The following is a 24,161-nucleotide window of genomic DNA, read 5'->3' on the forward strand; positions in this document are numbered from 1 at the left end:
CATGAATTTATTTCTACTACTTTATTTATTAATTCTTTTTATTCATATTTTATCGAAAGTCTATTATACTATAGTTAGAGTTTATTTAGTGAAAAATGTTTTAGAATAGAAAGGATGGATTGAATGGTCAATTTTGATAGAGTTTATGATCGCCGTAATACAAATTGTTCAAAATGGGATTCCATTAAAGATACTTATGGAGAAGATGGTCTTTTGCCTTTGTGGATAGCTGATATGGATTTCAAAGCAAATCTGCCAGTCCTTGAGGCCTTAAAAGAAACAGCAGAGCAAGGAATTTTAGGTTACTCGCCTGCTCCCGATTCATTATACGAAGCAATTCAAAGTTGGCAAAAGCGGCACCATGATTTTTCCGTTGGTAAAGAAGCTATTCTTTTCAATAGTGGTGTTGTACCAAGTCTTTCATTAGCTATTCAAGCATACACTGAACCTGGTGATGCTGTTTTGATCCACGATCCAGTTTATCCTCCATTTGCCAAAGTCGTTGAACAAAATAATCGTAAACTGATTCGAAGCCAGCTATTAATAGAACAAGAACACTTCGTTATGGACCTGGAAATGATGGCGAAACAAATCGTGGATGAGAATGTACGAGTTGTTATTCTTTGTAATCCTCACAACCCTGGCGGCCGTGTCTGGAGCAAAAGTGAATTGGAAGCTTTTGGCAAATTATGTGCAAAATATGATGTTCTTGTTATCAGTGATGAGATCCATCAGGATTTGATTTTTGCTCCTCACGTGTTTACAACATTCACGAATGTCCACCCGACATTTAAGGATTTTTCAATTACTTTAACCGCTGCTACTAAAACGTTCAATCTAGCAGGGATTAAAAACTCAATGATTTTTATTGAAAATCCTGATTTACGGAAAAAATTTGTCGCTGCACAAGAACAAAATTTTCAAAATGAGATCAACATCTTTGGTTATGTTGGAACGGAAGCTGCATATAAAAATGGTGATACTTGGTTAAAAGAATTATTGGTTTACTTAAAAGAAAACATCGATCTTGTGAGTGAATTCTTACAAACTGAACTACCTAAAGTCAAAATGATGCGCCCAGAAGGGACTTATTTAATTTGGTTAGATTTCTCTGCTTTGGATTTGTCTGATACACAAATCCAAAACCGGCTTGTTCATCAAGGAAAAGTCGTTTTAAATCCGGGAATTTCTTTTGGTCCTAATGGGACACAGCATATGCGCTTAAATATCGCATGTCCAAAAGAAACTCTTGTAGAAGGTTTGCACAGAATCAAACATTCTTTTGAATAGTAAAAAAAGCTCAAAACAAAGTCTATTTTGTTTTGAGCTTTTATTTTAAATAAATGAGCTTATTCGCTGATTTCTACTTTATCGATCACTACGTCAAATGTTGGACGATCTTGTGAGTCTCTTTGTACACCACCAATTTCATCAACAACATCCATACCTTCCACGACATGACCGAAAACGGTATGACGGAAGTCTAACCAAGGAGTACCGCCTTTTTTATACGCTTCGATCACTTCTGTAGGGAATCCTGCCCCTTCTAATTGACCAAACATATTTGCAGGGACATTTTGATTATTTACAATAAAGAATTGACTGCCGTTTGTATTAGGGCCCGCATTTGCCATTGATAAAGCTCCACGCAAGTTAAATACGTCTTTAGAGAACTCATCTTCAAATTTTTCACCATAAATACTTTCGCCGCCCATACCTGTTCCAGTGGGATCGCCACCTTGAATCATGAAATCTGGAATGACACGGTGAAATATCACACCATCATAATAGCCTTTTTTCGCTAATTGAACAAAATTTTCAACTGTTTTTGGTGCATGATCCGGGAAAAGTTGAACAGTAATATCCCCACGGTTGGTTTTAATCACGGCTTTTGGGCCTTTAACATTCGCTAAATCTAATTGTGGAAATTCTGACATAGTTGTTTCCTCCTTATTAATTTTTACTTACTTATACTATCATAAACAACTTCACTTGAAAATTCCATTATCTTTGTTATTCTTTTAAGAGAAGCCTTTTTTCACAAACTCCCACTTGCTTTTTTCTGCTACAAGTGCTATTTTGTGAAAAACGATATACTACTTTTTTTGCTTTCATTTTATATAGATGAAACCTTTTTTATTATAGAAACTGGAGGGAATTTTGATGTCTGATTCAAAAAACATTTATGATCTAACTATCGTCGGCGCAGGCCCCGTCGGTCTTTTCGCCGCTTTTTATGCAGGAATTCGTAAAGCAAAAACAAAAATTATTGATAGCCTACCCCAACTTGGCGGACAACTATCTACGCTTTACCCTGAAAAATATATTTATGACGTTCCTGGTTTTCCTGCAATTAAAGCCAGCGAGCTGATTGACAATTTAGAAAAACAAATTGCCCCTTTTGCTCATGAAACTTGTTTAGAGGAAGAAGTAAGAAACTTAGTGCAAGAAGATGGTTATCTGCGTATCGAAACTTCGAAGGGTGTTCACTATTCTAAAGCCGTTATCTTTGCTATCGGAAATGGCTCCTTCCAACCTAGACGTCTAACCCTTGATGGTGCGACAGAACTTGAAGGAAATCACGTTCATTATTATGTTACTGATATGAACAAATTTTCTGGTAAAAAAGTTGCGATTGCAGGTGGTGGTGACTCTGCCATTGATTGGGCGCTAATGTTAGAACCTATCGCTGAAAAAGTTTCAATTATCCATCGCCGCCCTGAATTTCGTGGACATGAACATAGTGTAGATAATTTGAAAAATTCTGACGTATCTATTTATACCCCTTATGTCATTGATCAATTATTAGTAGAAGATAATTCCTTCAAAGGTATCAAATTAAAAGAAACCAAAGCAGATAATTTCGAACAACTTGATTTGGATTCTTTGATTATTAATTATGGCTTCACTTCTTCATTAGGGCATTTGAAAGATTGGGGTTTAGATGTCAGCCGAAATGCGATTGAAGTAAACTCAGACATGTCAACAAACATTCCTGGTGTCTATGCAGTTGGTGATATTTGCAACTATGACGGCAAAGTAAAATTGATTGCCACAGGCTTCGGTGAAGCACCAACAGCTGTCAATAACGCATTGCACTTCATTAAGCCAGATGCTAGAACGCAACCGATGCACAGCACTAGTTTATTTGAAGGAAAAGAAGCGAAAATGCTTTAATCAAAAAGCCCAAAACAAAAGTGCTTAGCTCCGAGAAATAAGATGCACTGCTTTTTTCTCGCCATTTATTCAGATAAAGAGAGCGAAACAAAACTAAAAATCAGTTTTGTTTCGCTCTCTTTTTTTAACCCATTTCTTCTTGCCAAAGGACAAGGGCTTTTTTTATATTAACCACAAGCTCTTCTGGTGTTTCGCCGGTAATTCGTTCTCCTTCAAATAAAACAAAGTATGTTTGGGCGCAAAGAATGCATTCATTCATACAAGAATAAGAGATTACGTCTCCATTTTCTTCGATAAATGGATCACTTAACAATAGCTCTGCGCCTTTAGCCAAATTTTGTTCACAACATTCTATCAGTGGGTTCATCGATCTTCTCCTTGCAATTTTCTCTCTAGATAGTATACCATTGATGTATTCTAAGTCTATAAATGACGCATTGGAGGTTTTTATTTTGGTGATAAAAGGTGAAACGTTAGAAAACAAAGCACGACAGTTATTAAAAGATCGTGGCGTTGAGATGGAAGATTTGGCTGAATTAGTTTTATTCTTACAAAAGCCCTACATTGAGGATCTTGATTTAGCAACCTGTATTGAACATATCGACAGTGTCTTATCTAAACGCGAGGTTCATAATACGATTATTACAGGTATTCAATTAGATATCTTAGCTGAAGAAAAGAAATTGCTTCATCCTTTACAAGAAATTCTAGAGGAAGATGAAGGGCTGTATGGAATCGACGAAATTTTGGCGCTTTCGATTGTCAACGTGTATGGCTCAATCGGCTTTACAAACTACGGTTACATCGATAAAGTAAAACCTGGCATTCTTGCTAAATTAAATTCTCATGAAGGACCGCATGTTCATACATTTTTAGATGATATTGTGGGGGCCATCGCAGCAGCTGCTGCTAGTCGCTTAGCTCATTCTCAACCGGATAAAAGCCGTATCACACAATAATTTTCAATCAAAAAAAGAGTCGAATCTTACTGTATCAATTTTTTGATACTTAAATAATAATTCGACTCTTTTTTATTTTTTAACATCGTTTCAATTGCTACATTAGTAACCTTGCCATTATAATAAGTTTAAAGTATATGACATTTTCTTATACTTAGGTATAAAGCTACCACTATAGGCAACAAGAGTTCTTTCTGATAAATGAGCACATTTTTTCAGCTGTTGATTTTCTTCCCCAATAGATAAATCAAATGCCTATAGTGGTAAACTTTAGCCAACATATCCTTTATTCATTGAACCTTACTTAGCTTCATATCTAAGACTGTTCAACAAGGATACTTAAAACAAGAGATAGAAGCAAAAAATAAAAAAACAGTATTAGAATTCCTTCCAATACCGTTGTATCAATCAATAAGTAAACCCTGTCATGTTCATCATCTCGTATACTTTTAGGGGTAGATATTTTCCTAAAAATTGAGTACAATGAATCATGTCAGTGCTTTTGCATTGACGAGGGCAACTTGATTGGTCAGTGTCTTGACTCATCAGGGCTTCGTAGTTTGGCGGCCACCAGACTATGAAGTGCCTTTTTTATTTTATTATTTTTGCTTCTATCATGTACTCATTGTACAAGATGAGTGAATGTTTCGTCAATGCTGATTGAGCTTTATTTTTCCTTTAAAAATCGATCTTTATATAAATAAAAAATAGACAGACACTTTTTTCAATATTATTTGTTTAATAGCAAATCACTTTTTTGTTTTGTTTCTTTAAGAAGCATGTAACTATAGTTATTGATTTGTTGATACTGTCATTTTTAATGCTTGAAGTGCATCAAAGTGTTGAATTGTATAAACAATCAATCCTTTTTGCCAAACGATTGAATTATTTTGATAGCTATCACTTGTACTAGCTGTTAAAGAAATTTGTCCAATATTTTGAGGAGCTGGAAGCATCGCTGTTTCTAAGTAAGCCACAGCTTCTTTAGCTAACGGTTCAGCAACTTCTCCACCAATATTTGAAGCCCTAACAACCAGACTCCAATTTCCTTCTTGCCACGATAAGTAACTTGATCCCGCTGCCCCTTGTTGATAGCCAGTAATTCCATACCCTAAATCTATTTTACTTCCACCATTATCAATAATTTGATTTACTACACTAGCAGCTGTTTCATTGGAATCATACGATTTTTTTTCAAACGAGGCAATTGGTTGCAAGTCATTAACTACAATATCATTGACCTCGATTGCATGATTTTCAGCATAATATAAAATTCTGAAATTCTCCTGATCAGCCGTGCTTGTCGTTGCTGCGGTTAAATAGTCAGCTGTCTTGCTTGTTAATACCGCTTGGGGTAAACGATCATTGGGAAATGCTGTGCTGAGCTGACTTAACACAGCATCTGCTTGTTTTGCAGGAGCATTCGTCTCTGCTTTGACTGCTGATTGGCTTTCACTTGATTTTGATTCAGACGAAGCTGAGTTCTCTGTAGAGGATTTGATTGAACTTGATTTTGTTGTGCTACTAGTTGAACTATTGCTTTGACTACTATTTTCTGTACTTTTATTCGAAGTTGAACTTTCAACAGTCTTAGTTTTTCCTCCACAGGCAGCTAGTGATATTCCTGCAAGTAGTATGAATGAATAAATGAGTTTCTTTTTCATTTTTGTCCCTCCTAGAACTTTCTTTTCTTTAGTTTATCATCAAATAACCGATTACTCACTTCTTATGATTAGGGATGCGATTTTTGCTTTTGAGTCTTAGACAATTGTTTTGATTTTTAATTTAGCTCGATAAAACAAAAACATTACTTTTAATGAAAATTTTTTAAAAATGGAAAAACCTAGAGGAATTTCCCTCTAGGCTTCATCATTGATTTAATTCTTTGGATTTTCTTCACCAACATTAGTTGACAAAGAGCCTTTTGTTTCGTAAATTTCTGAAACAAAAAAAGAGAACGCATATTCCATCTTCTAAACGTCAGAAGACGCCGACAGAATACCATTCTCGTGGGTTTGGCACCCAATGGGTCGTAAGGGGCTCGAACCCATGACCCGCTGATTAAGAGTCAGCTGCTCTACCAACTGAGCTAACGACCCAAATAATTAGTACTTAAATATTGTAGCACTTGAAAGTCGTTTATTCAAGAGGGAACATCAGACGCAATGAAATAAATTTTAACTCTATTTATCTCATTGCGTCCAAACTGTCTACTCTCCTTGCTCTTTTTTCACTGGACAAGTTGTATGACAGTCATCACAGCTTTTCCCTTTCTTGATTTGAGTATAAACAATAGAGCCTGCTCCTCCGAAAATCAGTATTGCTAAAACAATCGTGGCCATCTTCTTACCCTCTTTCTAAAGTTGCCAATGTCACAACTGGTGCTTCTTTTACTTTTGGCTTTCTAACTAAATAATACCCCATGAGTATAACTAAAAATCCTGCCATAAAAATACCAACACCGATTTGGCCATTTTCAAAAATAACATGCCCAAATTGATAGATGATAAAACTTACAACATAGGCTAAACCACATTGATAGCCGATCGCTCCCCATGTCCATTTCCAATCACCCATTTCTCTGCGAATTGCACCAATCGCTGCAAAGCATGGTGCACATAATAGATTAAAAACTAAAAATGAATATGCAGCAACTGGGGTAAAAGCACCTTGTAAAGCGGACCATACCTCAACGCCATCTTCAGAAACTTCACCTAAATGCCCAAATAAAATACCGAATGTGCCGATCACGTTTTCCTTTGCAACTAAGCCTGTGATCGTAGCAACCGCTCCTTGCCAAGTTCCCCAGCCAAGCGGTGCGAATAATGGTGCAATTATTTTACCTAAATTTGCTAAAATACTTTGATCAGCACCCGCTTCTTGTAAGGTAAATGTATAAGTAGATGTAAACCAAATAATGATACTCATCACAAAAATAATCGTCCCCGCTTTTTTCACAAATGATTTACTGCGATCATAGGCATGACGGAGCACGCCACGTAGTTGGGACATATGATATGCGGGTAATTCCATGATAAACGGTGCTGGATCTCCAGAAAATGACCGTGTCTTTTTCAAAGCAATACCCGATAACACAATCGCTGCGATCCCGATAAAATAAGCCGATGGTGAAACCCAACTACTTTTTGGAAAAAATGCTCCAGCTATCAGTGCGATGATCGGCAATTTTGCTGAACAAGGCATAAAGGTTGTCACCATGATTGTCATCTTGCGATCCTTTTCATTTTCGATTGTACGACTTGCCATGACACCTGGTACACCACAACCGGTCGCAATCAGCATCGGTATAAAGGATTTTCCCGACAGGCCAAATTTCCGAAACAAACGATCCATCACAAACGCAATTCTTGACATGTAACCACAATCTTCCAAAAAGCCTAAACACAAGAATAAAACAGCTAACTGTGGTAAGAATCCTAAAACTGCTCCAACTCCAGCAATGATTCCATCTAAAATCAAACTTTGCATCCACGGTGCCACTTGCCAATTTGTAAGCCAATTACTAACTGTCGTTGGGACAATATTTCCGAATAATTCATCATTGATCCAGTCCGTTCCCATAGTGCCCACAGTTTGAATTGCTAAGTAATAGACAAACCACATGATCAAAGCAAAAATCGGTAGTGCTAGCCAACGATTTGTCACAATTCGGTCAATTTTATCACTGGTACTATATGTTATTTCATTTTTTTCGATCGCACAAAGAGCAGTTAAACGAGTAATAAATTCATAACGCTCATTAATTATGATTGCCTCACTATCATCCCCAAAAATCTTTTCAGTGATTTTAATGATTTCTTTTATTTCATTTTTTTGAAGACTACTTAATTCTAATTCTGACTCAACTCTGGCATCTCTTTCAAATAATTTGATACTGTACCAACGTGCTTGCTTTTCTAGCACACTGTTTCCCAATACATCCACAATTTCATTTAAGGCTGCTTCTAAACGATTATCATAGGTTGGATAATTGAACTCTGGCGGAAAGACTTCTGTTGCTTTAACCGCTTTTTGAATTAATTCATCAAGCCCGCGATTTTTTAAAGCACTGACACCTAGTACATCTACACCCAAACCATAGGAAAGTTTTTCGATATTAATTTTTCTTCCTGTTTTATCTAAAATATCCATCATATTCAATCCGACTACAACAGAAATCCCAGTTTCCATCAATTGAGTTGTCAAATATAGATTACGCTCTAGATTTGTCGCATCCACAATATTAACAATCACATCTGGACTGCCACTAAGTAAGTAATCCCGAGCAACAACTTCTTCCGGTGTGTATGGGGAAAGGGAATAGATACCTGGTAAATCTTGGATCGTTATTTGTTTGCTTTTTTTCAATTTACCTTCTTTTCGTTCAACGGTAACGCCTGGCCAATTTCCTACATATTGATTGGCTCCTGTCAGTGCATTAAATGCAGTTGTCTTCCCACTATTCGGATTTCCTGTCAGAGCAATATGCTGTTCTTTCATTTTTTATCCCTCTTTCTGTACCAAGACTAGTTCTGCTTCATTCTTCCTTAACGTCAATTCATAGCCACGGAGATTGATTTCGATTGGATCGCCTAAAGGAGCCATTTTTCTAACAAGTAGATCAACGCCTTTTGTAAGCCCCATATCCATCAACCGTCTTTTGACAGCTCCTTGTCCATGGATCCCGATGACTCGTGCTTTTTCACCTACAATTAATTGATCTAAAGACAACCAATTTTCTTCATCAATACTTTTTTCTACTATTATAATTTGTTTTAAGACAGATAGGTTGATCGCAATTCGGCTATTGTGTAAAAGGACAATTCCATTCTCACTGGAATAATTGACCAAGACAACCTTGCCTCCTGGCACAAGACCCAGATTATTCAAATGCTTCCGTGCAAAACCTTCTGCTTGGATCTCTTCAATTGTATAAACCTTATTCAACTTTGCCTGTGCCAATGTTAACATTGGATACCCTCCCTATTTTAACTGTTCTTTTCTTATTCTATTGTGAAAAAGTTTCATTTTGATTCTCAATGATATTGATAATCGTTCTCATTAAGTATACCTGTTTGTGATACTTAAATCAATCTTCTTTCTACCTATAGTAAGAAAATATTCTCCCATTAAAATTGGTCCCATTATCCTAGTGTCTTGTATATTGATTGACCACTATATCTTGTGTTTTTGAAATTAGAAGTTCCGATTCAAAATTTAATAAATTTCTTTTTTAAACACAAAAATGGTAAGAAAAGGCGCTTAAATCTAGAGAATACGTGCTTTCATATTTCTTTCAAAAACACAAAACATGGTATTCAAACAAAAAACGACCACAATATGTAGTGCCTAAGTGTTGACTTTTTTTCTGAGAGATTTATACTAGTGAAGTAAACTAATTGAGGGGGAAATAAAAATGAACGTAAAAATCTTTTCTAAAAATAATTGTATCCAATGTAAAATGGCAAAACGCTTTTTGAGCGAGAATAATATAGCATTTGAAGAAGTAAATATCGATATCCAACCAGACGCAATCGACTGGTTAAAAGAACAAGGATTCCAAAGTGTTCCGGTTATCACTTCTGATGCTACAACAGTTGTAGGATTCCGTCCTGATCAATTAAAACAATTGGCTAGCTAAAATGAAAATTGTTTATTTCTCAGTCACTGGACAAACTAGACGCTTCATTAAAAAATTGGATTTAGCAGCTTGTGAAATTGAGCCTGCGAATCCTTTTTTTGAGATAAATGAGCCTTTTGTCCTAGTCGTTCCTACTTATGACCAAGAAATCACGGAAGTAGTGAATGATTTTCTTGATTACAAAAATAATCAAGAATACTTGCAAGGCGTTGCTGGAGGCGGAAACCTCAATTTCGCAGATTTGTTTGTATATACAGCCAAAGACATAGCACGTGATTATAACGTTCCAATGCTTTTTGCATTTGAATTTAGCGGTACGAATGAAGACGTGGAATCCTTTAAGAAAGTAGTGAATGAACTTGAGTCTAAAAGAAATTAAAGATGTTAGCTATTTTAAGCTGAATAATGAGATCAATCGTCCTGTTGACGGACAAATTCCTTTACATAAGGATAAAGAAGCATTGGAAGCTTTTTTCAAAGAAAATGTCCTTCCTAACACAAGAACCTTCGACACTATAGAAGCAAAAATCAATTATTTAATCGAGAACGACTATTTGGAAACTGCTTTTGTCCAAAAATATTCTATGGCTTTTATTGAAAAATTATATACGTTTTTAGATGAACAAAACTTTGAATTCAAATCATTTATGGCAGCTTATAAGTTTTATTCACAATATGCACTTAAAAACAATGAAGGTAGTGAATACTTAGAAAGCTATGAAGATCGTGTGGCTTTCAATGCCTTGTATTTTGCTGATGGTAATGAAGAATTGGCTTTAGTTTTAGCTGATGAAATGATCCACCAACGTTATCAACCAGCCACACCTTCATTCTTGAATGCAGGACGTAAACGCCGTGGTGAGCTTGTTTCTTGTTTCTTGATCCAAGTAACAGATGACATGAACAGTATCGGCCGTTCAATCAACTCCGCTTTACAATTATCACGTATTGGTGGCGGTGTGGGTATCACATTAGCCAACTTACGTGAAGCAGGTGCTCCGATCAAAGGATATGAAGGAGCTGCCAGCGGCGTGGTTCCCGTTATGAAATTGTTCGAAGATAGCTTTAGTTATTCTAATCAACTAGGTCAACGTCAAGGTGCTGGAGTTGTTTATCTAAACGTTTTCCATCCAGATATCGAAATGTTCCTTTCAACAAAAAAAGAAAATGCGGATGAAAAGGTTCGTGTGAAAACTTTATCGTTAGGCGTTGTGGTTCCTGATAAATTTTATGAATTAGCACGTAATAATGAAGATATGTATCTATTCAGCCCTTATAGTGTAGAACGTGAATATGGTGTCCCGTTCTCTTATATTGATATTACCAAAGAATACGATAATCTAGTTGCCAATCCTAAGATTCGTAAACGTAAAATCAAAGCGCGTGATCTAGAAAATGAAATTTCTAAATTACAACAAGAATCTGGCTATCCATATATCATCAATATTGATACAGCTAATAGAAGTAATCCAGCTTATGGCAAAATCATCATGAGTAACTTATGTTCAGAAATTTTACAAGTTCAAACACCTTCTGTTTTAAATGGCAAACAAGAATATGAAACACTTGGTACAGATATCAGTTGTAACTTAGGTTCGACAAACATTGTCAACTTGATGGACAGTCCTGACTTTGGTAAATCTGTTCGTGCCATGACTCGTGCTTTAACTTTTGTAACGGATGCATCTGATATTGATGTAGTGCCTTCTATTCAAAACGGAAATAAATTAAGTCATACCATCGGACTTGGTGCGATGGGTCTGCATACGTTCTTTGCTAAAAACCATATGGAGTATGGTTCTAAAGATTCACTAGATTTCACCAATGTTTACTTTACTTTATTGAACTACTGGACTTTAGTAGAAAGTAATAACATTGCAAAACAATATAATGAAACCTTTTATAATTTTGAAAAATCTGATTATGCTAATGGTTCTTATTTTGATAAATATATTGACGGAGACTTCACTCCACAATCAGATAAAGTCAAAGAAATCTTTAAAGATATTTTTGTCCCAACTTCTGAAGACTGGGCAAAATTACGTGATGCAGTGAAGCAAGACGGCTTATATCATCAAAATCGTTTAGCAGTTGCACCGAATGGTTCTATTTCTTATATCAATGATACGAGTGCTAGTATTCACCCAATCACTCGGATGATCGAAGAGCGTCAAGAAAAGAAAATTGGTAAAATTTATTATCCTGCGCCTTATCTCGCAAATGATACGATTCCTTATTATACATCTGCTTATGACATGGATATGCGTAAAGTCATTGATGTTTATGCAACAGCGCAACAACATGTGGATCAAGGTATGAGTTTAACCTTGTTTATGCGTTCTGAAATTCCTGAAGGCTTATATGAATGGAAAGATTCACCAAAACAAACCACTCGTGATTTGAATATTTTACGTCACTATGCTTTCCATAAAGGGGTAAAATCAATCTATTACGTAAGAACATTTACGGATGATGCTGAAGAAATCGGTAGCAACCAATGTGAGAGTTGTGTCATCTAAAAATTAAGACCAGCAAACATATATACAAACAAGGCGTCCTCTGGTCGCCTTGTTCTATGATTTATTGTATTTTAACGTAAAGGTAATGAGGAGGAACATACATGGCAACATATTATGAAGCGATTAACTGGAACGCTATCGAAGATGTGATCGATAAGTCTACTTGGGAAAAACTAACGGAGCAATTTTGGCTAGATACTCGTATTCCTTTGTCTAACGATCTAGATGATTGGAGAACTCTTTCAGATTTAGAAAAAACAACTGTAGGATACGTTTTTGGCGGTTTGACTCTACTAGATACTGTTCAGTCTGAAAGTGGTATGGAACAATTAAGAAACGACGTTCGTACGCCACATGAAGAAGCTGTTTTAAACAATATCCAATTTATGGAATCTGTTCACGCAAAAAGCTATTCATCCATTTTTAGTACATTAAATACTAAAAAAGAAATCGATGAAATCTTCGAATGGACAAATACTAATGTTTATCTACAAACAAAAGCTGAAAAAATCAATGAAATATATAAAAATGGTACGCCACTCGAAAAGAAAGTTGCGAGCGTATTTTTGGAAACCTTTCTTTTCTATTCTGGTTTTTACACTCCTCTTTACTACTTAGGGAATAATAAACTAGCAAACGTTGCCGAAATCATTAAACTAATCATTCGCGATGAGTCTGTTCATGGTACTTATATTGGATACAAATTCCAATTAGGCTTCAATGAATTGAATGAAGCAGAACAAAATGACATGAAAGACTGGATGTATAATCTTCTTTATGAGCTATATGAAAATGAAGAACGTTACACAGAGCAATTATATGATGAGTTAGGCTGGACTGAAGAAGTGAAAACTTTCTTACGTTACAATGCGAATAAAGCCTTGATGAATCTTGGTATGGATCCATTATTTGCTGATACAGCAAATGATGTTAATCCAATCGTTATGAATGGTATCTCTACTGGTACTAGCAACCATGATTTCTTCTCACAAGTCGGTAATGGTTACCTATTAGGAACTGTTGAAGCAATGAAAGATGACGATTACCTGATTGGTATGGACTAATCATCTCTTTTGAACACATAAAAATAAGTCTAGGCTAAAACCATTTGAGTTTTTAGCCTAGACTTATTTTTTAATAATTATTCGCTTGTCGCCTTTTCTCTATCTACTTTATAAAAAGCTGAATCAGCAAGACTTAACTGATTGGTTCATTGGAGGAACGATCCTTACTCTCCTTCTTAATGTTATAAATTTTACTAATATTAAGAACCAATGTTTTAATAACTGCATATACAGGAATACAAATCAGCATCCCGATGATTCCACCGACACTGCCCGCTGCAATCAAAACTAAGATGATCGTTAAAGGATGAACATTTAGAGATTTCCCCATCAACAATGGTTTGATCAAATTGCCATCCAGTTGCTGAATAACTAAAATCGACACTGCCATATATAAAGCTTGCCAGGGTGAAATAAATAGACCCACTAAAATTGCTGGAACTGCCCCAATAAATGGGCCAACATAGGGAATAATATTCGTCAGACCACAAAATACAGCTAACAGTAAGCTATATGGTTGCTTAAATATCGTCATCGCGATAAAACTTAAAATCCCAATAATAAATGCATCTAAAACCGTACTACTAATATATGCTGACAAAGTTTGATTCATCTCTTTTACGGTTTGCTGTAACTCACTACGAATACTCTTTGGAAAAAAATGAGACAATGCGTCTAAAAATTTATGCCCATCTTTAAACATAAAAAACAAGATAAACGGTACAGTAAAAAGCAAAATGAAAAATCGCATCAAAATACTCACAATTTTTGAAAGACTACTTGTTACACCCACAATTGCAAAATTCAAAATATTGCTAATTGTAATATTCGCTTTATCTAACTGTTCTTGAATATTAAATCCTTTAAATGCTTCAAGCTCTCCTAAATCATTCAACCATTGATTCATTTCCTCAGCATAGGTAGGAAGCGACTGGCTTAATTCAACTGACTGATTAACTAATTGAGGAACGACATTCATGACAACTAGTGTAATCAAAACGATTAAGACCGCAAATGAAAGCAAAAAGCCAATAATTCTTGGAAGACCACGTTTTTCTAAAAATAAAACAAGTGGATCGAACATATAATATAAAAAACCTGCAATCAATAATGGCATAAAAACAGCTGATACCATTCCTAAAATTGGGCTAAAAACGTTAGGCATCTTCAATAAAAAGAAAACCCCAATAATCGTAAGTACAATTTCTACTGTCCAAAATAATAATTTTGATTGTTTGAATAACGATCCCATACAAAACCTCCAATAACGAATACTTTTATTCTATCATTCTTTACTAGCATAAAGGGGTTATTGTCTCAATTTTCGTGTTATCTTATAAAAGATTTTATAACTACCTCTCATTCCATGCTATACTTATTTTGTTTATCCGTTTAGACAGAACCAATTATTTAAGAGGTGTATGATGACTATTTTACTTTATAAATTATTAATAGGCATGATTGTAGGCAGTTTTATTGGCATATTTTCTTATATTACACATTTACTTACCAAATCTGGCACATTGGCTATGATTTTTGTTGCTATAATTGTTTGTGGGTTTGGTTCATGGCCCGTTTGGGAGTTGTTAATTCTATTTTTTGCCAGTTCTGGCTTTATCCATTTAATAAAGAAAGGGATGAAAAGAGGCTCAGACTCGAGTGTAACTGAAAAAGGACATACTAGAGATGCCTGCCAAGTGCTTGCCAATAGTCTCCCTGCTATTATTTCTTTAATTCTGTTCTACTATACAGACATTGAATTGTTCCTAATTGGGTATGTTAGCGGTATCGCAGGTGCAACTTCAGATACCTGGGCATCTGAAATAGGTATTTTAAGTAAAAAAGCCCCCTATTCTATTCTTTCATTTAAACCGATTACGCCAGGTCTTTCTGGCGGTATTTCACTATTAGGGACTATTTCTTCACTGTTAGGTAGTCTTTTGATTGCTACTGCCTTCTGGCTAAGCTCTGGAAGCTATGAGGATGTTCAGCTTTCACCCCTTCTATTGTTCAGCCTTCCACTATTTTGCGGCTTTCTTGATTCTTTGATCGATAGCCTACTAGGTATCATCTTTCAAGTAAAATATCGCTGCCCCATCTGCGGATCTATTACTGAACAACAACAGCATCATCATCAATCTACCTTAAAAATCAGCGGTATTTCGTGGGTAACAAATGATTGGGTCAACTTTTTTAGTGGAAGTTTGACTGTTTTATTCAGTTGGTTGCTTACTTTTTTTATGGAATAAGAACGCCTTATCAAAAAATAAAGTAAGCTTGAATGATGACACGTTCAAACTCACTTTATTTTCCTTATAATAATAAGATAACTTATATACTAACTAGCCGCAGTTTCGTGATATTTTTGTAAATCGATAAGTCCTCTATCACTTCAGCATAGGTCATGCCTTTAGGTAGATCAATCGTATAAATATTCGTGTAAATCTGCACGTCTTCAACTAAGACTACATTGAAATTGACATCCTCGATTTCAATTTTGTGTTCTTCAAAATACTGGTTGATAAATTCTTTTGTTTCTTGTTTGTGTATATAACGAATTTCTAGTTTCTTTGTTGTCGGGACATGGATTACTTTTCTAACAACTGTTAAAGCAATAAAAACACCAATAAAACTAGTTATCGCAATAGCATAGTAACCCATACCAATCGCAATTCCTAAACCTGCGACAGCCCATAAGGATGCGGCTGTGGTCAAGCCGGTAACGGACTGTTTCGTCACTATGATCGTTCCTGCACCTAAAAAACCGATTCCACTAACAACTTGTGCAATTAGTCTTGCTTGGTCGGAGCGGATCACACCAGTTAACTCTGGATGATTAATCGCATCTTGCAAAGCACTAGCAGCGATTTCAACTTGAATTAATGCAATGATCGTTGCTCCCATGCAAACTAAAATATGTGTCCGCATACCAGCTGGGCGATTTTTGTATTGGCGTTCAAATCCAATGACTCCACCAATCAGCATTGCCAAACATAGTCTTATAATGATTTCCGGAACTGTTAAAATTATATCCACCATACTCAATCCTCCTATTGATCTTCTATCCTATTATAGCACTAATTTGAATTGAGAGAATGATGCTTAGTTTCATCAAAAAAAGCTGTGATCAAAGGAATTAATCCTGTGATCACAGCTTCATATTTTTATAATTTACTAGCAGCCTCTTCATCAATGATGACAACAACATCTGAATGATTTTGTAACGCACTTGCTGGTAAGTCAACAGAAACAGGTCCATCGATCATTCCTTTGATCGCATCAGCCTTTGCTGATCCATATGCCATTAAAATCATTTTTTTGCCTTTCATGATTGAGCCGATTCCCATTGAAACAGCTCTAGTTGGTACATCTTCAACTTTTTCAAAATTACGTTTGTTCGCATTAATTGTAGACTCAGTTAATTCAACTACATGAGTCAAACTATCTAGTGGTGTCCCTGGCTCGTTAAACCCAATATGCCCATTTTGTCCAATACCTAGAATTTGAATGTCGATTGGATTATCGTCGATAATCCCTTCATAGTGCTTACATTCAGCTGCTAAATCTTCTGCTTTTCCGTTTGGTACGTAGGTGTTTTTAAATGGTTTTTTGTTAAATAGTTGATCATTCATGAAGTAACGATAGCTTTGATCGTCTTCTCCGCCTAAGCCAACATATTCATCTAAATTCACAGAAGTCATCTCAGAAAAATCCAAATCGCTTGCAGTCATTTCTTTATATAATGTTTCTGGCGTGCTGCCTGTCGCAAGTCCTAATACTTTTGCACCATTACTCATGCCTTCTTTGATCAGTTCAAATGCTTTTTTTCCGCCTTCTTCAGCGTTCGCTACTTTGATAATTTCCATTGCAAGTTACTCCCTCGTATTCTTATTTGGTATAGTCCAATTATAACACCCTATAAAAAAGAATTCTAGTCTAAAGTGAGTGAAAATAAAAAAACTTCTATTCTCTTTCGAAAATAGAAGTTATATAATTAATAACCATTATCTGGATAAACAGCTTCCTCTTGATTTGTATAAGTAGAATCCACTACACCAGTATTCGGATCAACATACGTATTTGGATCATAACCATAATTAGTAGTATCCGTTGAAGTGCCACCATATGCAGCAGTATTCCCACCAGCGTAATTATTGTAATTGCTAGTATCTCTAGCTTGCATCTCTTCATTTTTTGCCATACCCAATTGCGCACGTAGCTCAGTTTGAGTTTCATATAATTTAGTTGGATCTAATAATTGATAATAAATACTATCAATTTCTGTACCTTCTCCATCTAATTGCAATGAATCGATATTTTTAAAAGCAGGCATATATTTCTTTTGAATATCTACCATATTGTCCCAAGTTAAATCAGTTTTCACATTATCTTTTACCGCATCCAAAATTTTTCTATACTTTGTTAAACCGTCTAAACTGATAATTTTGTTGACAATTTTTTCAACAACTTCTCTTTGACGACGTTGACGCCCTATATCTCCATCAGGATCTTCTTTACGCATACGCGCATATGCCAACCCAGTCTCACCATCTAGCGTGATTTTACCTGCTGGGACAACAATACCATCCAAGGTGAACTCACCTAATGTATTATCAACTTCAATTCCTCCTACAGCATCAATCAAATCTTTTAGTCCCTTCATATTGATCGATACATAATTATCGATTGGAATATCCAGTAACTCTGATACTGTATCAATCGCCATTTTAGCTCCACCAAATGCGTAGGCATGATTTAGTTTATCTTCTGTCCCATTACCAACAATCTCAGTCAATATATCTCGATCTAAACTGATCATCGTCGATTTCTTTTCTTTAGGATTAATAGTAACTACCATCGTAGTATCTGAGCGGCCTTGCTCTGTACGGCCTAAATCTCCAGTATCGATTCCCATTAATAAAACAGAGAAAGGTTCTTGTGCATCGATATTTACGGCCGCTTCTCTTCTTTTAGAAGTCCGGTCAATCGATTCATAAACCCCTTTTACAGTATAGGTTGCATCAGAATACATTTTAATCCCGTATGCACAAAATCCCGCAACTGATATAAGAACCAATCCTAAAACGGTCAATATTACTTTTTTCCATAATTTCATAAGACACTTCCTCATTTTTTGCAAGAATAATTCATGATGTCTATTTTCTCACAATTTTAAGCACCTAGCAACATTTTTGAAGAATTGGCATGATATCTTAATGTATTTGTAAAATAACGACCAATGATCCGATTATTGTTTTTTCTTTGGATTCCACTAATCAGTGGACTTACATTGTTTTAAAAAAGTGGAACTATCGCTTCAGCAATTTTTTTATTATTAACATAATTGATAAAAACTCATCATCATTTTTAAATACTATTAGATAAATCAACAGCGCGATAACTAAACCTACGCTTAATCTGATTAATAACCCCACAATTCCCAAAATCTCAATTTGATTATTTACACTATAGGTTAGTAGTAATGTAAACAATAATATCAAAAGATATCTACTTGTGATTCTTAGATAAGTTCCAAACGGTTTGTTTATTCCATATTTGAAGACTACATATGGTTCGTACCAAGAAACAGTCATCAAAGAAGAAAGGATTGTCCCTAACATCACCCCAACAATTCCTAAATCAAAAACTATAAGAAAAAGCAAAGAAAAAGTTAGATTTGCAATGGATTCAACTATTGCTTTCCATCTTTGTATCCAAGCTAAGCCATATGCATCAATAAATACAAGTGGAGTTTGCCTAAAAAGTTTTACAATGAAATTTACAACTATAGCAAGCATTGTTGCTTTTGATAAGAGGTATGAACTACCTAACCATAAATGTATAAATGGATCTAAGGCAATCATTAAACTAGTCGATGAAAAGTATAATAAAGAAAAGCTCACAAAATAATGTTTTTTATACACCGCGAAACCATGTTCCTCGTCCCCGGCAACAGCCACATTACCAATACTTGCAGTTATTGAGTTGGTAATTTGAACACATAATTGTTGTACGCTTGAGACTATCAAAAAATAATTTGAGTATATTCCTACTGATGCCAAACTTACAAATATTGAGATCAATAAACTGTCAGTTCCATTAACAATAATTTGTCCTATTTTTGACGATAGATTACCAATGGTATTTTTTTTTAAAGTGGCTACAGTTTCTTTTGGCAGCTTCATTATCGGAACATCTTTCAAATAATGAAACTCTTTATTCACTCTAATAGAAATCGTAATATTACTTAGTAAAGTCCCAATAATTTGAACAATCAAAAAAAATGCATAACCTTTTCCTAAAAAAAGAACGAAAGCTTGAACAATAATCACCAATAATTGAAATATGAAATCATTGATTGCTGATATGTAACTTCTTTGATCTGCATTCAATAAAGAACGATTATATGTAAAAAAATAGCTTATAACAGAATTTAATAAAAACAATATATAATAGTAGTATAATCCATTTATTTCTGAAGCACTTTCTATAAAAATATGTAAGAATGGAACTAACATTAACCCTAGAATACCAACAATTATACCTATGGTTGTATAGATTTTTTTATATAGGGACATCAGTGCCTTAATTTGATGATCATCTTTCTCATTTAAAGGTTTGTAAAGAGAATATATAATCGATGTACCTATGCCGAGCTCTGTCAAAGAAAGCATATTCAAAATACTCGTAAATAGGCCATTTAACCCCAAAAGTTCTTTACCCAAAAAATAAATAAAAAGACTTCTGGAAATAAATTGAGCAAGCATTTTCAGAACATAAATTCCCCCTGATATTGAGGAATTCAGTACGGAATAGTGAATTCTAGATTTATGAGACATTTTTACTCCCCATTCTAAACTTTTCTAACTATTTTTTTTATTCTTGATTTCAACTCATAAATAACATCAAAACCAATATTATAGTTTTTACATAAAGTTCTTATATGTACTTTATCCAGTATAGAAAAATTTCGAATCTCTCTTACTGTAAACATTTGTTGCTTCGAATAATAATTGATTAACCACTTGTCAGCTACATTCATTTTAACAAATAAATCTAATTCTTTTAATACAGTTAGATAAGATGAAACTTTATATTCATCCTTATCATCTCGCATTGTTATAGATTGAGGATTTATTCTATGATATACAAAAACATCTGATAAAAAACCTACAGTATTCATATAGTAATACGCAATAGGGGTAAATAACGCATCTTCAAAATATATATCTGGATAAAAACAAAGTGAATTCCTTTTTATTATTTCAGTTCTATATAAATATAACCATACAGCAGAAAATCTTTCATTTTTCATTTTAAAAATATATTCCTGTTTAGAATAGACAGCTTCACTTTTAAGCTGTTTAGGTCTAAATACATACTTACTTTGATAGCTATGCTCATTTTCAATAAAAGCTTCAGCACAGAACATAAGTAAATCAATATTCTTTTTTTCCATAAACTCAACACTTTTTTTTATAGCTTTAGCATTTAAAATATCATCGGAGTCAAAAAAGTAAGTGTACTTTCCATCTACTCTTTTAATCGCTGTATTTCTCGCTTCGGAAAGGCCTGCATTTTCTTGCTCTATATAAATCAAATTAGTTAATTTAGTAGACTTAATAAATCGTTTGATGATGTTACCACTACTATCTGTACTACCATCATTTACAATAATCAACTGTATGTTGGCATAAGTTTGTTTTTCAACACTTTTTAGAGAATCCTCTAAGTATCTTCCAACATTATAAACTGGCATAATGATTGAAACTAACGGACATTGTCCCAAACTATCTTTCACTTTTCTACTCTCTCCAAACTATATTTGTCTTAATGACCTTTGCAGGATGTCCTGCAATAACTGACCTACTTGGTGTACCTTGCTTCATAAGAGATGACGTCACCAGACTTCGGGCTGCCACGACATTTCCTGATCCTAAACTTACATTCTTTAAAATATAACTATTTGCTGCTATCCAACAATCGTTGGATATATGAATCTCACCTACATTTTGATTACTGTCAATTGTATGACCATCGTTATCAATTAAAGTAACATTCCAACCTAATAAAACTTGTTCACCAATTGTTACCTTTTTAAAAACACTTATATAACAATTTTTATTTGCATTAAAATTAGCCCCAATTTCCAAGACCCCTTCTTCAACACGAATGGAAGAACCTGCAGCAAATGTACTTTTACCCTTTATTTTCAATGTTCCGCTATTTCTAACTATAAAGAAGGACTCTTTATTTCTAGCAACACCAAGTGAACCGCCAAAGCCAAAAGAAAAATTGAATAATTTAGCATCTTTTAATAAAATCATAGTTCCCTTATTCACATACATCCTAGTTTTAAAGTGAAATAACAATGGTAAACGTAGCGCTTGTTTAAAAGGAAGTAGTCTAAAATTCCAAAAAATTGATTTAGGGATAGAGAGTAGTTTACTGAAAACTATTTCTATTTTTTCTTTCTCCACTTTACTCACCTCTAATATTTTTATATTTTGGAGTAACATAGTTCAGCTTAGTTGAACTGTTCATTTTTGGGATTATATTGTTTTTGAAATATAAAAACGCCAGCAAAGAAGATAAAATTAAGCTCCAAGTTTATAATTATAGGCGATATTAATGAGTATACTAGAAAAACAAATACTATGATTAACAAAGTTGTCTCTTCTCTTAAGTAAAGTAATTTCAACAACTTCAATACAAATCCCACAAATAAACCAGTCATGACTAAACCAAATTTAATAACTAAATTCAAATAAAAATTATCTAGAATCAATACGCTCTGACCTGTCAGACTACCTTCTAAAGTTGAAATAAATTTCAATGGTTGACCAAATAAACTCGGACCATAGTTATTCCAAAAGTAATTAGATAGATACAGTCTATTAGATAAGATTGAATTTAGCTTCGCTTCCAAAATATTATAAGGATTAAATTTTGCTGCTAAATAGACAGAACAAAGTAAAGCTAAAAATAGAAAGATGTAATTTGTTACATACATTATTGTCTTTAAATCTAAAATTTTGCGAAACGACTTTCTAATGACAAATAAAAATAGAAATAAAAACAAACAATACATATTTGTCCTTCCATCAGTCGTTCTATCGATTATTTCTGCTAAAATCACTACAATGATTATATGGTAGTATTTAATCTTATTTTCATAGAGATAAAATAGTTCCATAACAATCATTAAATAAAATGTCGATAGAAAAGCTGGGTGACCAAAACCATAACTCCTTCTCACAATACCCAACCTTGTAGAAATTCTTTCATCAATAAGTCCTAAGTTAAATAACATAAGTATTAGACTTACACCAGTGATTTGGGAAAAGCAGATTGTTTTCACTATTTTCTTATAGTCTATATTTTTCAATGCTAAAACAAACAAGTAAAACACTACTATAGCCAAATCTTTTGTTATAAAACTAGAAACTACGATCATGATTCCAATAAAGGTTATAGCAGCATATTGTTTAATTTTATATTGACAAAAAAATATTATGAAAAATACTAGTAAAAAAACAATACCAAAAGTCAATGTATGATTTAGTTTTGAATACATATGGTATTGATTGATTGTTGAATAGTTGACAATAATTTGTTTTAAAGAAAAAAATAACAATAATAAAATAGGGATTATATTTTTTAATTTGTCTTTATTCATAACTGTGTTTTCCTTCATTTTCCTTTAAATAATCAATTACCGGTTTTACGGATGCCTTAAAACTAAAGTTTTCTTCCCCAAATTTTTTGATAGAGTATGCATTTTTATTATCGTGTATTTTTTCAAAAAAAAGTATAATATCCTTGAAATTTATCGGCGAATCATCTGCTGAAACTCTCATGTAATAGGGAAAATTATATTTTGGATTATCCAATTCAGTCTCAACACCGGAAATTATAGGCAAGCCTCTGCCTAAATATTCTTTGCCTTTTAGTGAACTATTATAATACACTTTGCTTCTATGTCTTCCTAACGAATCAACACCAATATCAGCTGATGAGAACAACTCATCTAATTCTTTCCCTGTTTTTTTATCTGTCAAAATAATTCTATCAGTTAAATCATTATCAAAAATCATCTTTTTATAAAGTTGAATGATCTTCTTATTACCTCCACCAACTATAAATATTTTAAAATCAGGATCATCATCCTTTTTATTTAAATAATATTCTGAAAGTCCTATTATTAATCTATCGTAACCATGCCAATTTTCTATATTAGCCACTGCTATTAGCGTTATCTCCATTTTACTGCTATAATTTACTTTCTTTGATAAGTTAGTACTTTTAAAATCAAATGCATTAAATGTTTGAATTGTTTTAATACCAAAGATTTCTTCGTCATCAGAAAAAGTCACTATTCGAGAAACATATCGTTTTAACATTTTTCTTGACAATTTATCTTTTAATACCGTAGGAAACATTAAAATTTTATGTTTAAATTCACTATCATATGGATAAGTTGGTATTTCTAAAATAATTTGAGTTCCACTTTTTTTTACTGTTGACAACTTTCGTATAAAATCAAAATCAAAATAGTAAGGTTTTCTGATATACACAAAATCGTAATTATTTAGTTTTTTTGGAAAAAAACGATCAAATTGCTTACTAAAAATAGGCATAGCAGTTTGTAATTTTTTTAACTTCCCACTCCTATTATCCATGATTAAACAAATGTCCGCTCCAGTTTCCTTAAAGGCTTCTACTTGATTCAGAACTTTTTGATTTATCCCAGGATTATGCGAAACATTTGGCGATAAATATACACCTCTCATTTACTTCA

The 24,161-nt window shown here is 34.0% G+C and carries 23 protein-coding genes and 1 tRNA gene; 8 read left to right on the forward strand and 16 right to left on the reverse strand.

Going from position 1 to position 24,161, the window contains the following annotated elements; all coding sequences use genetic code 11:
• Positions 1–123 precede the first annotated feature (123 nt).
• Complete coding sequence (locus IGJ55_RS12865) at positions 124–1,290, forward strand: MalY/PatB family protein (RefSeq protein WP_069639104.1); 1,167 nt, start codon at positions 124–126, stop codon at positions 1,288–1,290.
• 59 nt (positions 1,291–1,349) lie between these two features.
• Here IGJ55_RS12865 and IGJ55_RS12870 read toward each other — a convergent pair whose 3' ends face one another.
• Entirely contained in the window at positions 1,350–1,937 is a 588-nt protein-coding gene (locus tag IGJ55_RS12870) for a peptidylprolyl isomerase (RefSeq protein ID WP_069639103.1), read from the reverse strand.
• A 226-nt stretch (positions 1,938–2,163) separates the two neighbouring features.
• Between IGJ55_RS12870 and IGJ55_RS12875 the strand changes: the two genes are divergently transcribed.
• Positions 2,164–3,177, forward strand: coding sequence for an NAD(P)/FAD-dependent oxidoreductase (locus IGJ55_RS12875; RefSeq protein ID WP_069639102.1), 1,014 nt, complete (start codon positions 2,164–2,166; stop codon positions 3,175–3,177).
• A gap of 124 nt (positions 3,178–3,301) precedes the next feature.
• Here IGJ55_RS12875 and IGJ55_RS12880 read toward each other — a convergent pair whose 3' ends face one another.
• Positions 3,302–3,544 carry a DUF1450 domain-containing protein gene (locus IGJ55_RS12880; RefSeq protein WP_069639101.1) on the reverse strand — a complete coding sequence of 81 codons (243 nt, stop codon included), beginning with the start codon at positions 3,542–3,544 and terminating at the stop codon, positions 3,302–3,304.
• Between the two features lie 85 nt (positions 3,545–3,629).
• Here IGJ55_RS12880 and IGJ55_RS12885 point away from each other — a divergent pair, with 85 nt between their 5' ends.
• Complete coding sequence (locus IGJ55_RS12885; RefSeq protein WP_069639100.1) at positions 3,630–4,136, forward strand: phosphatidylglycerophosphatase A family protein; 507 nt, start codon at positions 3,630–3,632, stop codon at positions 4,134–4,136.
• A gap of 791 nt (positions 4,137–4,927) precedes the next feature.
• On the opposite strand, the gene IGJ55_RS12890 is transcribed toward IGJ55_RS12885, so the two are convergent.
• The 5 genes from IGJ55_RS12890 to IGJ55_RS12910 all read right to left on the reverse strand — a co-directional run bounded on the left by IGJ55_RS12890 (position 4,928) and on the right by IGJ55_RS12910 (position 9,107).
• A complete protein-coding gene (locus tag IGJ55_RS12890; protein WP_430606602.1) occupies positions 4,928–5,800 on the reverse strand; it encodes a hypothetical protein in 873 nt (290 codons plus the stop codon).
• A 362-nt stretch (positions 5,801–6,162) separates the two neighbouring features.
• A tRNA-Lys gene (locus IGJ55_RS12895) sits at positions 6,163–6,235 on the reverse strand.
• Positions 6,236–6,346: 111 nt separating this feature from the next.
• Positions 6,347–6,478, reverse strand: coding sequence for a FeoB-associated Cys-rich membrane protein (locus IGJ55_RS12900; protein ID WP_207121169.1), 132 nt, complete (start codon positions 6,476–6,478; stop codon positions 6,347–6,349).
• Positions 6,479–6,482: 4 nt separating this feature from the next.
• Complete coding sequence (gene feoB / locus IGJ55_RS12905) at positions 6,483–8,636, reverse strand: ferrous iron transport protein B (RefSeq protein ID WP_430606603.1); 2,154 nt, start codon at positions 8,634–8,636, stop codon at positions 6,483–6,485.
• A gap of 3 nt (positions 8,637–8,639) precedes the next feature.
• A complete protein-coding gene (locus IGJ55_RS12910) occupies positions 8,640–9,107 on the reverse strand; it encodes a FeoA family protein (RefSeq protein ID WP_069639097.1) in 468 nt (155 codons plus the stop codon).
• 445 nt (positions 9,108–9,552) lie between these two features.
• On the opposite strand from IGJ55_RS12910, the gene nrdH reads away from it, so the two are divergent.
• The 4 genes from nrdH (at position 9,553) to nrdF (ending at position 13,360) form a co-directional block, all read left to right on the forward strand.
• Positions 9,553–9,777: a glutaredoxin-like protein NrdH gene (nrdH, locus tag IGJ55_RS12915; protein WP_010760423.1), complete on the forward strand. Its 225-nt coding sequence runs from the start codon at positions 9,553–9,555 to the stop codon at positions 9,775–9,777.
• Between the two features lies 1 nt (position 9,778).
• Positions 9,779–10,156, forward strand: coding sequence for a class Ib ribonucleoside-diphosphate reductase assembly flavoprotein NrdI (nrdI, locus tag IGJ55_RS12920; RefSeq protein ID WP_069639095.1), 378 nt, complete (start codon positions 9,779–9,781; stop codon positions 10,154–10,156).
• Positions 10,137–12,296, forward strand: a complete 2,160-nt coding sequence (gene nrdE / locus IGJ55_RS12925; protein ID WP_430608164.1) for a class 1b ribonucleoside-diphosphate reductase subunit alpha — start codon at positions 10,137–10,139, stop codon at positions 12,294–12,296. The genes nrdI and nrdE overlap by 20 nt, the downstream gene beginning before the upstream one ends.
• A 101-nt stretch (positions 12,297–12,397) precedes the next feature.
• The gene (nrdF, locus tag IGJ55_RS12930; protein ID WP_069639094.1) at positions 12,398–13,360 is read left to right on the forward strand and encodes a class 1b ribonucleoside-diphosphate reductase subunit beta; all 963 of its coding nucleotides are present in this window, start codon (positions 12,398–12,400) and stop codon (positions 13,358–13,360) included.
• Positions 13,361–13,493: 133 nt separating this feature from the next.
• Here the strand turns inward: nrdF and IGJ55_RS12935 are convergent, their stop codons facing one another.
• Entirely contained in the window at positions 13,494–14,612 is a 1,119-nt protein-coding gene (locus IGJ55_RS12935; RefSeq protein WP_429948909.1) for an AI-2E family transporter, read from the reverse strand.
• Between the two features lie 172 nt (positions 14,613–14,784).
• Between IGJ55_RS12935 and IGJ55_RS12940 the strand changes: the two genes are divergently transcribed.
• Positions 14,785–15,609, forward strand: coding sequence for a DUF92 domain-containing protein (locus IGJ55_RS12940; RefSeq protein WP_430606604.1), 825 nt, complete (start codon positions 14,785–14,787; stop codon positions 15,607–15,609).
• A gap of 82 nt (positions 15,610–15,691) precedes the next feature.
• On the opposite strand, the gene IGJ55_RS12945 is transcribed toward IGJ55_RS12940, so the two are convergent.
• The 8 genes from IGJ55_RS12945 to IGJ55_RS12980 form a co-directional block, all read right to left on the reverse strand.
• A complete protein-coding gene (locus IGJ55_RS12945) occupies positions 15,692–16,399 on the reverse strand; it encodes an MgtC/SapB family protein (protein WP_069639091.1) in 708 nt (235 codons plus the stop codon).
• Between the two features lie 125 nt (positions 16,400–16,524).
• Positions 16,525–17,226 carry a glucosamine-6-phosphate deaminase gene (gene nagB, locus IGJ55_RS12950; RefSeq protein ID WP_207121174.1) on the reverse strand — a complete coding sequence of 234 codons (702 nt, stop codon included), beginning with the start codon at positions 17,224–17,226 and terminating at the stop codon, positions 16,525–16,527.
• Positions 17,227–17,354: 128 nt separating this feature from the next.
• Positions 17,355–18,476 carry an LCP family protein gene (locus IGJ55_RS12955; RefSeq protein WP_429948905.1) on the reverse strand — a complete coding sequence of 374 codons (1,122 nt, stop codon included), beginning with the start codon at positions 18,474–18,476 and terminating at the stop codon, positions 17,355–17,357.
• A 193-nt stretch (positions 18,477–18,669) separates the two neighbouring features.
• Positions 18,670–20,199, reverse strand: coding sequence for a lipopolysaccharide biosynthesis protein (locus tag IGJ55_RS12960; protein WP_430606605.1), 1,530 nt, complete (start codon positions 20,197–20,199; stop codon positions 18,670–18,672).
• A gap of 14 nt (positions 20,200–20,213) precedes the next feature.
• The gene (locus IGJ55_RS12965) at positions 20,214–21,161 is read right to left on the reverse strand and encodes a glycosyltransferase (RefSeq protein ID WP_429948901.1); all 948 of its coding nucleotides are present in this window, start codon (positions 21,159–21,161) and stop codon (positions 20,214–20,216) included.
• A 4-nt stretch (positions 21,162–21,165) separates the two neighbouring features.
• The gene (locus tag IGJ55_RS12970) at positions 21,166–21,840 is read right to left on the reverse strand and encodes an acyltransferase (RefSeq protein ID WP_430606606.1); all 675 of its coding nucleotides are present in this window, start codon (positions 21,838–21,840) and stop codon (positions 21,166–21,168) included.
• A 47-nt stretch (positions 21,841–21,887) separates the two neighbouring features.
• Positions 21,888–23,039, reverse strand: a complete 1,152-nt coding sequence (locus tag IGJ55_RS12975; protein WP_069639085.1) for a hypothetical protein — start codon at positions 23,037–23,039, stop codon at positions 21,888–21,890.
• Positions 23,032–24,153 carry a glycosyltransferase gene (locus IGJ55_RS12980; RefSeq protein ID WP_429948898.1) on the reverse strand — a complete coding sequence of 374 codons (1,122 nt, stop codon included), beginning with the start codon at positions 24,151–24,153 and terminating at the stop codon, positions 23,032–23,034. Before IGJ55_RS12980 ends, IGJ55_RS12975 begins: the two co-directional genes overlap by 8 nt.
• Between the last annotated feature and the right edge of the window lie 8 nt (positions 24,154–24,161).

It is taken from the genome of Enterococcus sp. AZ170 (assembly GCF_050545135.1).
GTDB lineage: Bacteria > Bacillota > Bacilli > Lactobacillales > Enterococcaceae > Enterococcus_L > Enterococcus_L ureilyticus.

What these genes read in the sequence shown, in the direction of transcription:
- IGJ55_RS12980 (WP_429948898.1), bottom strand. Translation starts at nt 24,153, where the DNA reads ATGAGAGGTGTATATTTATCGCCAAATGTTTCGCATAATCCTGGGATA.
- feoB (WP_430606603.1), bottom strand. Translation starts at nt 8,636, where the DNA reads ATGAAAGAACAGCATATTGCTCTGACAGGAAATCCGAATAGTGGGAAG.
- IGJ55_RS12940 (WP_430606604.1), top strand. Translation starts at nt 14,785, where the DNA reads ATGACTATTTTACTTTATAAATTATTAATAGGCATGATTGTAGGCAGT.
- IGJ55_RS12945 (WP_069639091.1), bottom strand. Translation starts at nt 16,399, where the DNA reads ATGGTGGATATAATTTTAACAGTTCCGGAAATCATTATAAGACTATGT.
- IGJ55_RS12890 (WP_430606602.1), bottom strand. Translation starts at nt 5,800, where the DNA reads ATGAAAAAGAAACTCATTTATTCATTCATACTACTTGCAGGAATATCA.
- IGJ55_RS12880 (WP_069639101.1), bottom strand. Translation starts at nt 3,544, where the DNA reads ATGAACCCACTGATAGAATGTTGTGAACAAAATTTGGCTAAAGGCGCA.
- IGJ55_RS12975 (WP_069639085.1), bottom strand. Translation starts at nt 23,039, where the DNA reads ATGAATAAAGACAAATTAAAAAATATAATCCCTATTTTATTATTGTTA.
- IGJ55_RS12900 (WP_207121169.1), bottom strand. Translation starts at nt 6,478, where the DNA reads ATGGCCACGATTGTTTTAGCAATACTGATTTTCGGAGGAGCAGGCTCT.
- nrdF (WP_069639094.1), top strand. Translation starts at nt 12,398, where the DNA reads ATGGCAACATATTATGAAGCGATTAACTGGAACGCTATCGAAGATGTG.
- IGJ55_RS12870 (WP_069639103.1), bottom strand. Translation starts at nt 1,937, where the DNA reads ATGTCAGAATTTCCACAATTAGATTTAGCGAATGTTAAAGGCCCAAAA.
- IGJ55_RS12935 (WP_429948909.1), bottom strand. Translation starts at nt 14,612, where the DNA reads ATGGGATCGTTATTCAAACAATCAAAATTATTATTTTGGACAGTAGAA.
- nrdI (WP_069639095.1), top strand. Translation starts at nt 9,779, where the DNA reads ATGAAAATTGTTTATTTCTCAGTCACTGGACAAACTAGACGCTTCATT.
- IGJ55_RS12865 (WP_069639104.1), top strand. Translation starts at nt 124, where the DNA reads ATGGTCAATTTTGATAGAGTTTATGATCGCCGTAATACAAATTGTTCA.
- nrdH (WP_010760423.1), top strand. Translation starts at nt 9,553, where the DNA reads ATGAACGTAAAAATCTTTTCTAAAAATAATTGTATCCAATGTAAAATG.
- IGJ55_RS12910 (WP_069639097.1), bottom strand. Translation starts at nt 9,107, where the DNA reads ATGTTAACATTGGCACAGGCAAAGTTGAATAAGGTTTATACAATTGAA.
- nagB (WP_207121174.1), bottom strand. Translation starts at nt 17,226, where the DNA reads ATGGAAATTATCAAAGTAGCGAACGCTGAAGAAGGCGGAAAAAAAGCA.
- IGJ55_RS12960 (WP_430606605.1), bottom strand. Translation starts at nt 20,199, where the DNA reads ATGTCTCATAAATCTAGAATTCACTATTCCGTACTGAATTCCTCAATA.
- IGJ55_RS12875 (WP_069639102.1), top strand. Translation starts at nt 2,164, where the DNA reads ATGTCTGATTCAAAAAACATTTATGATCTAACTATCGTCGGCGCAGGC.
- IGJ55_RS12955 (WP_429948905.1), bottom strand. Translation starts at nt 18,476, where the DNA reads ATGAAATTATGGAAAAAAGTAATATTGACCGTTTTAGGATTGGTTCTT.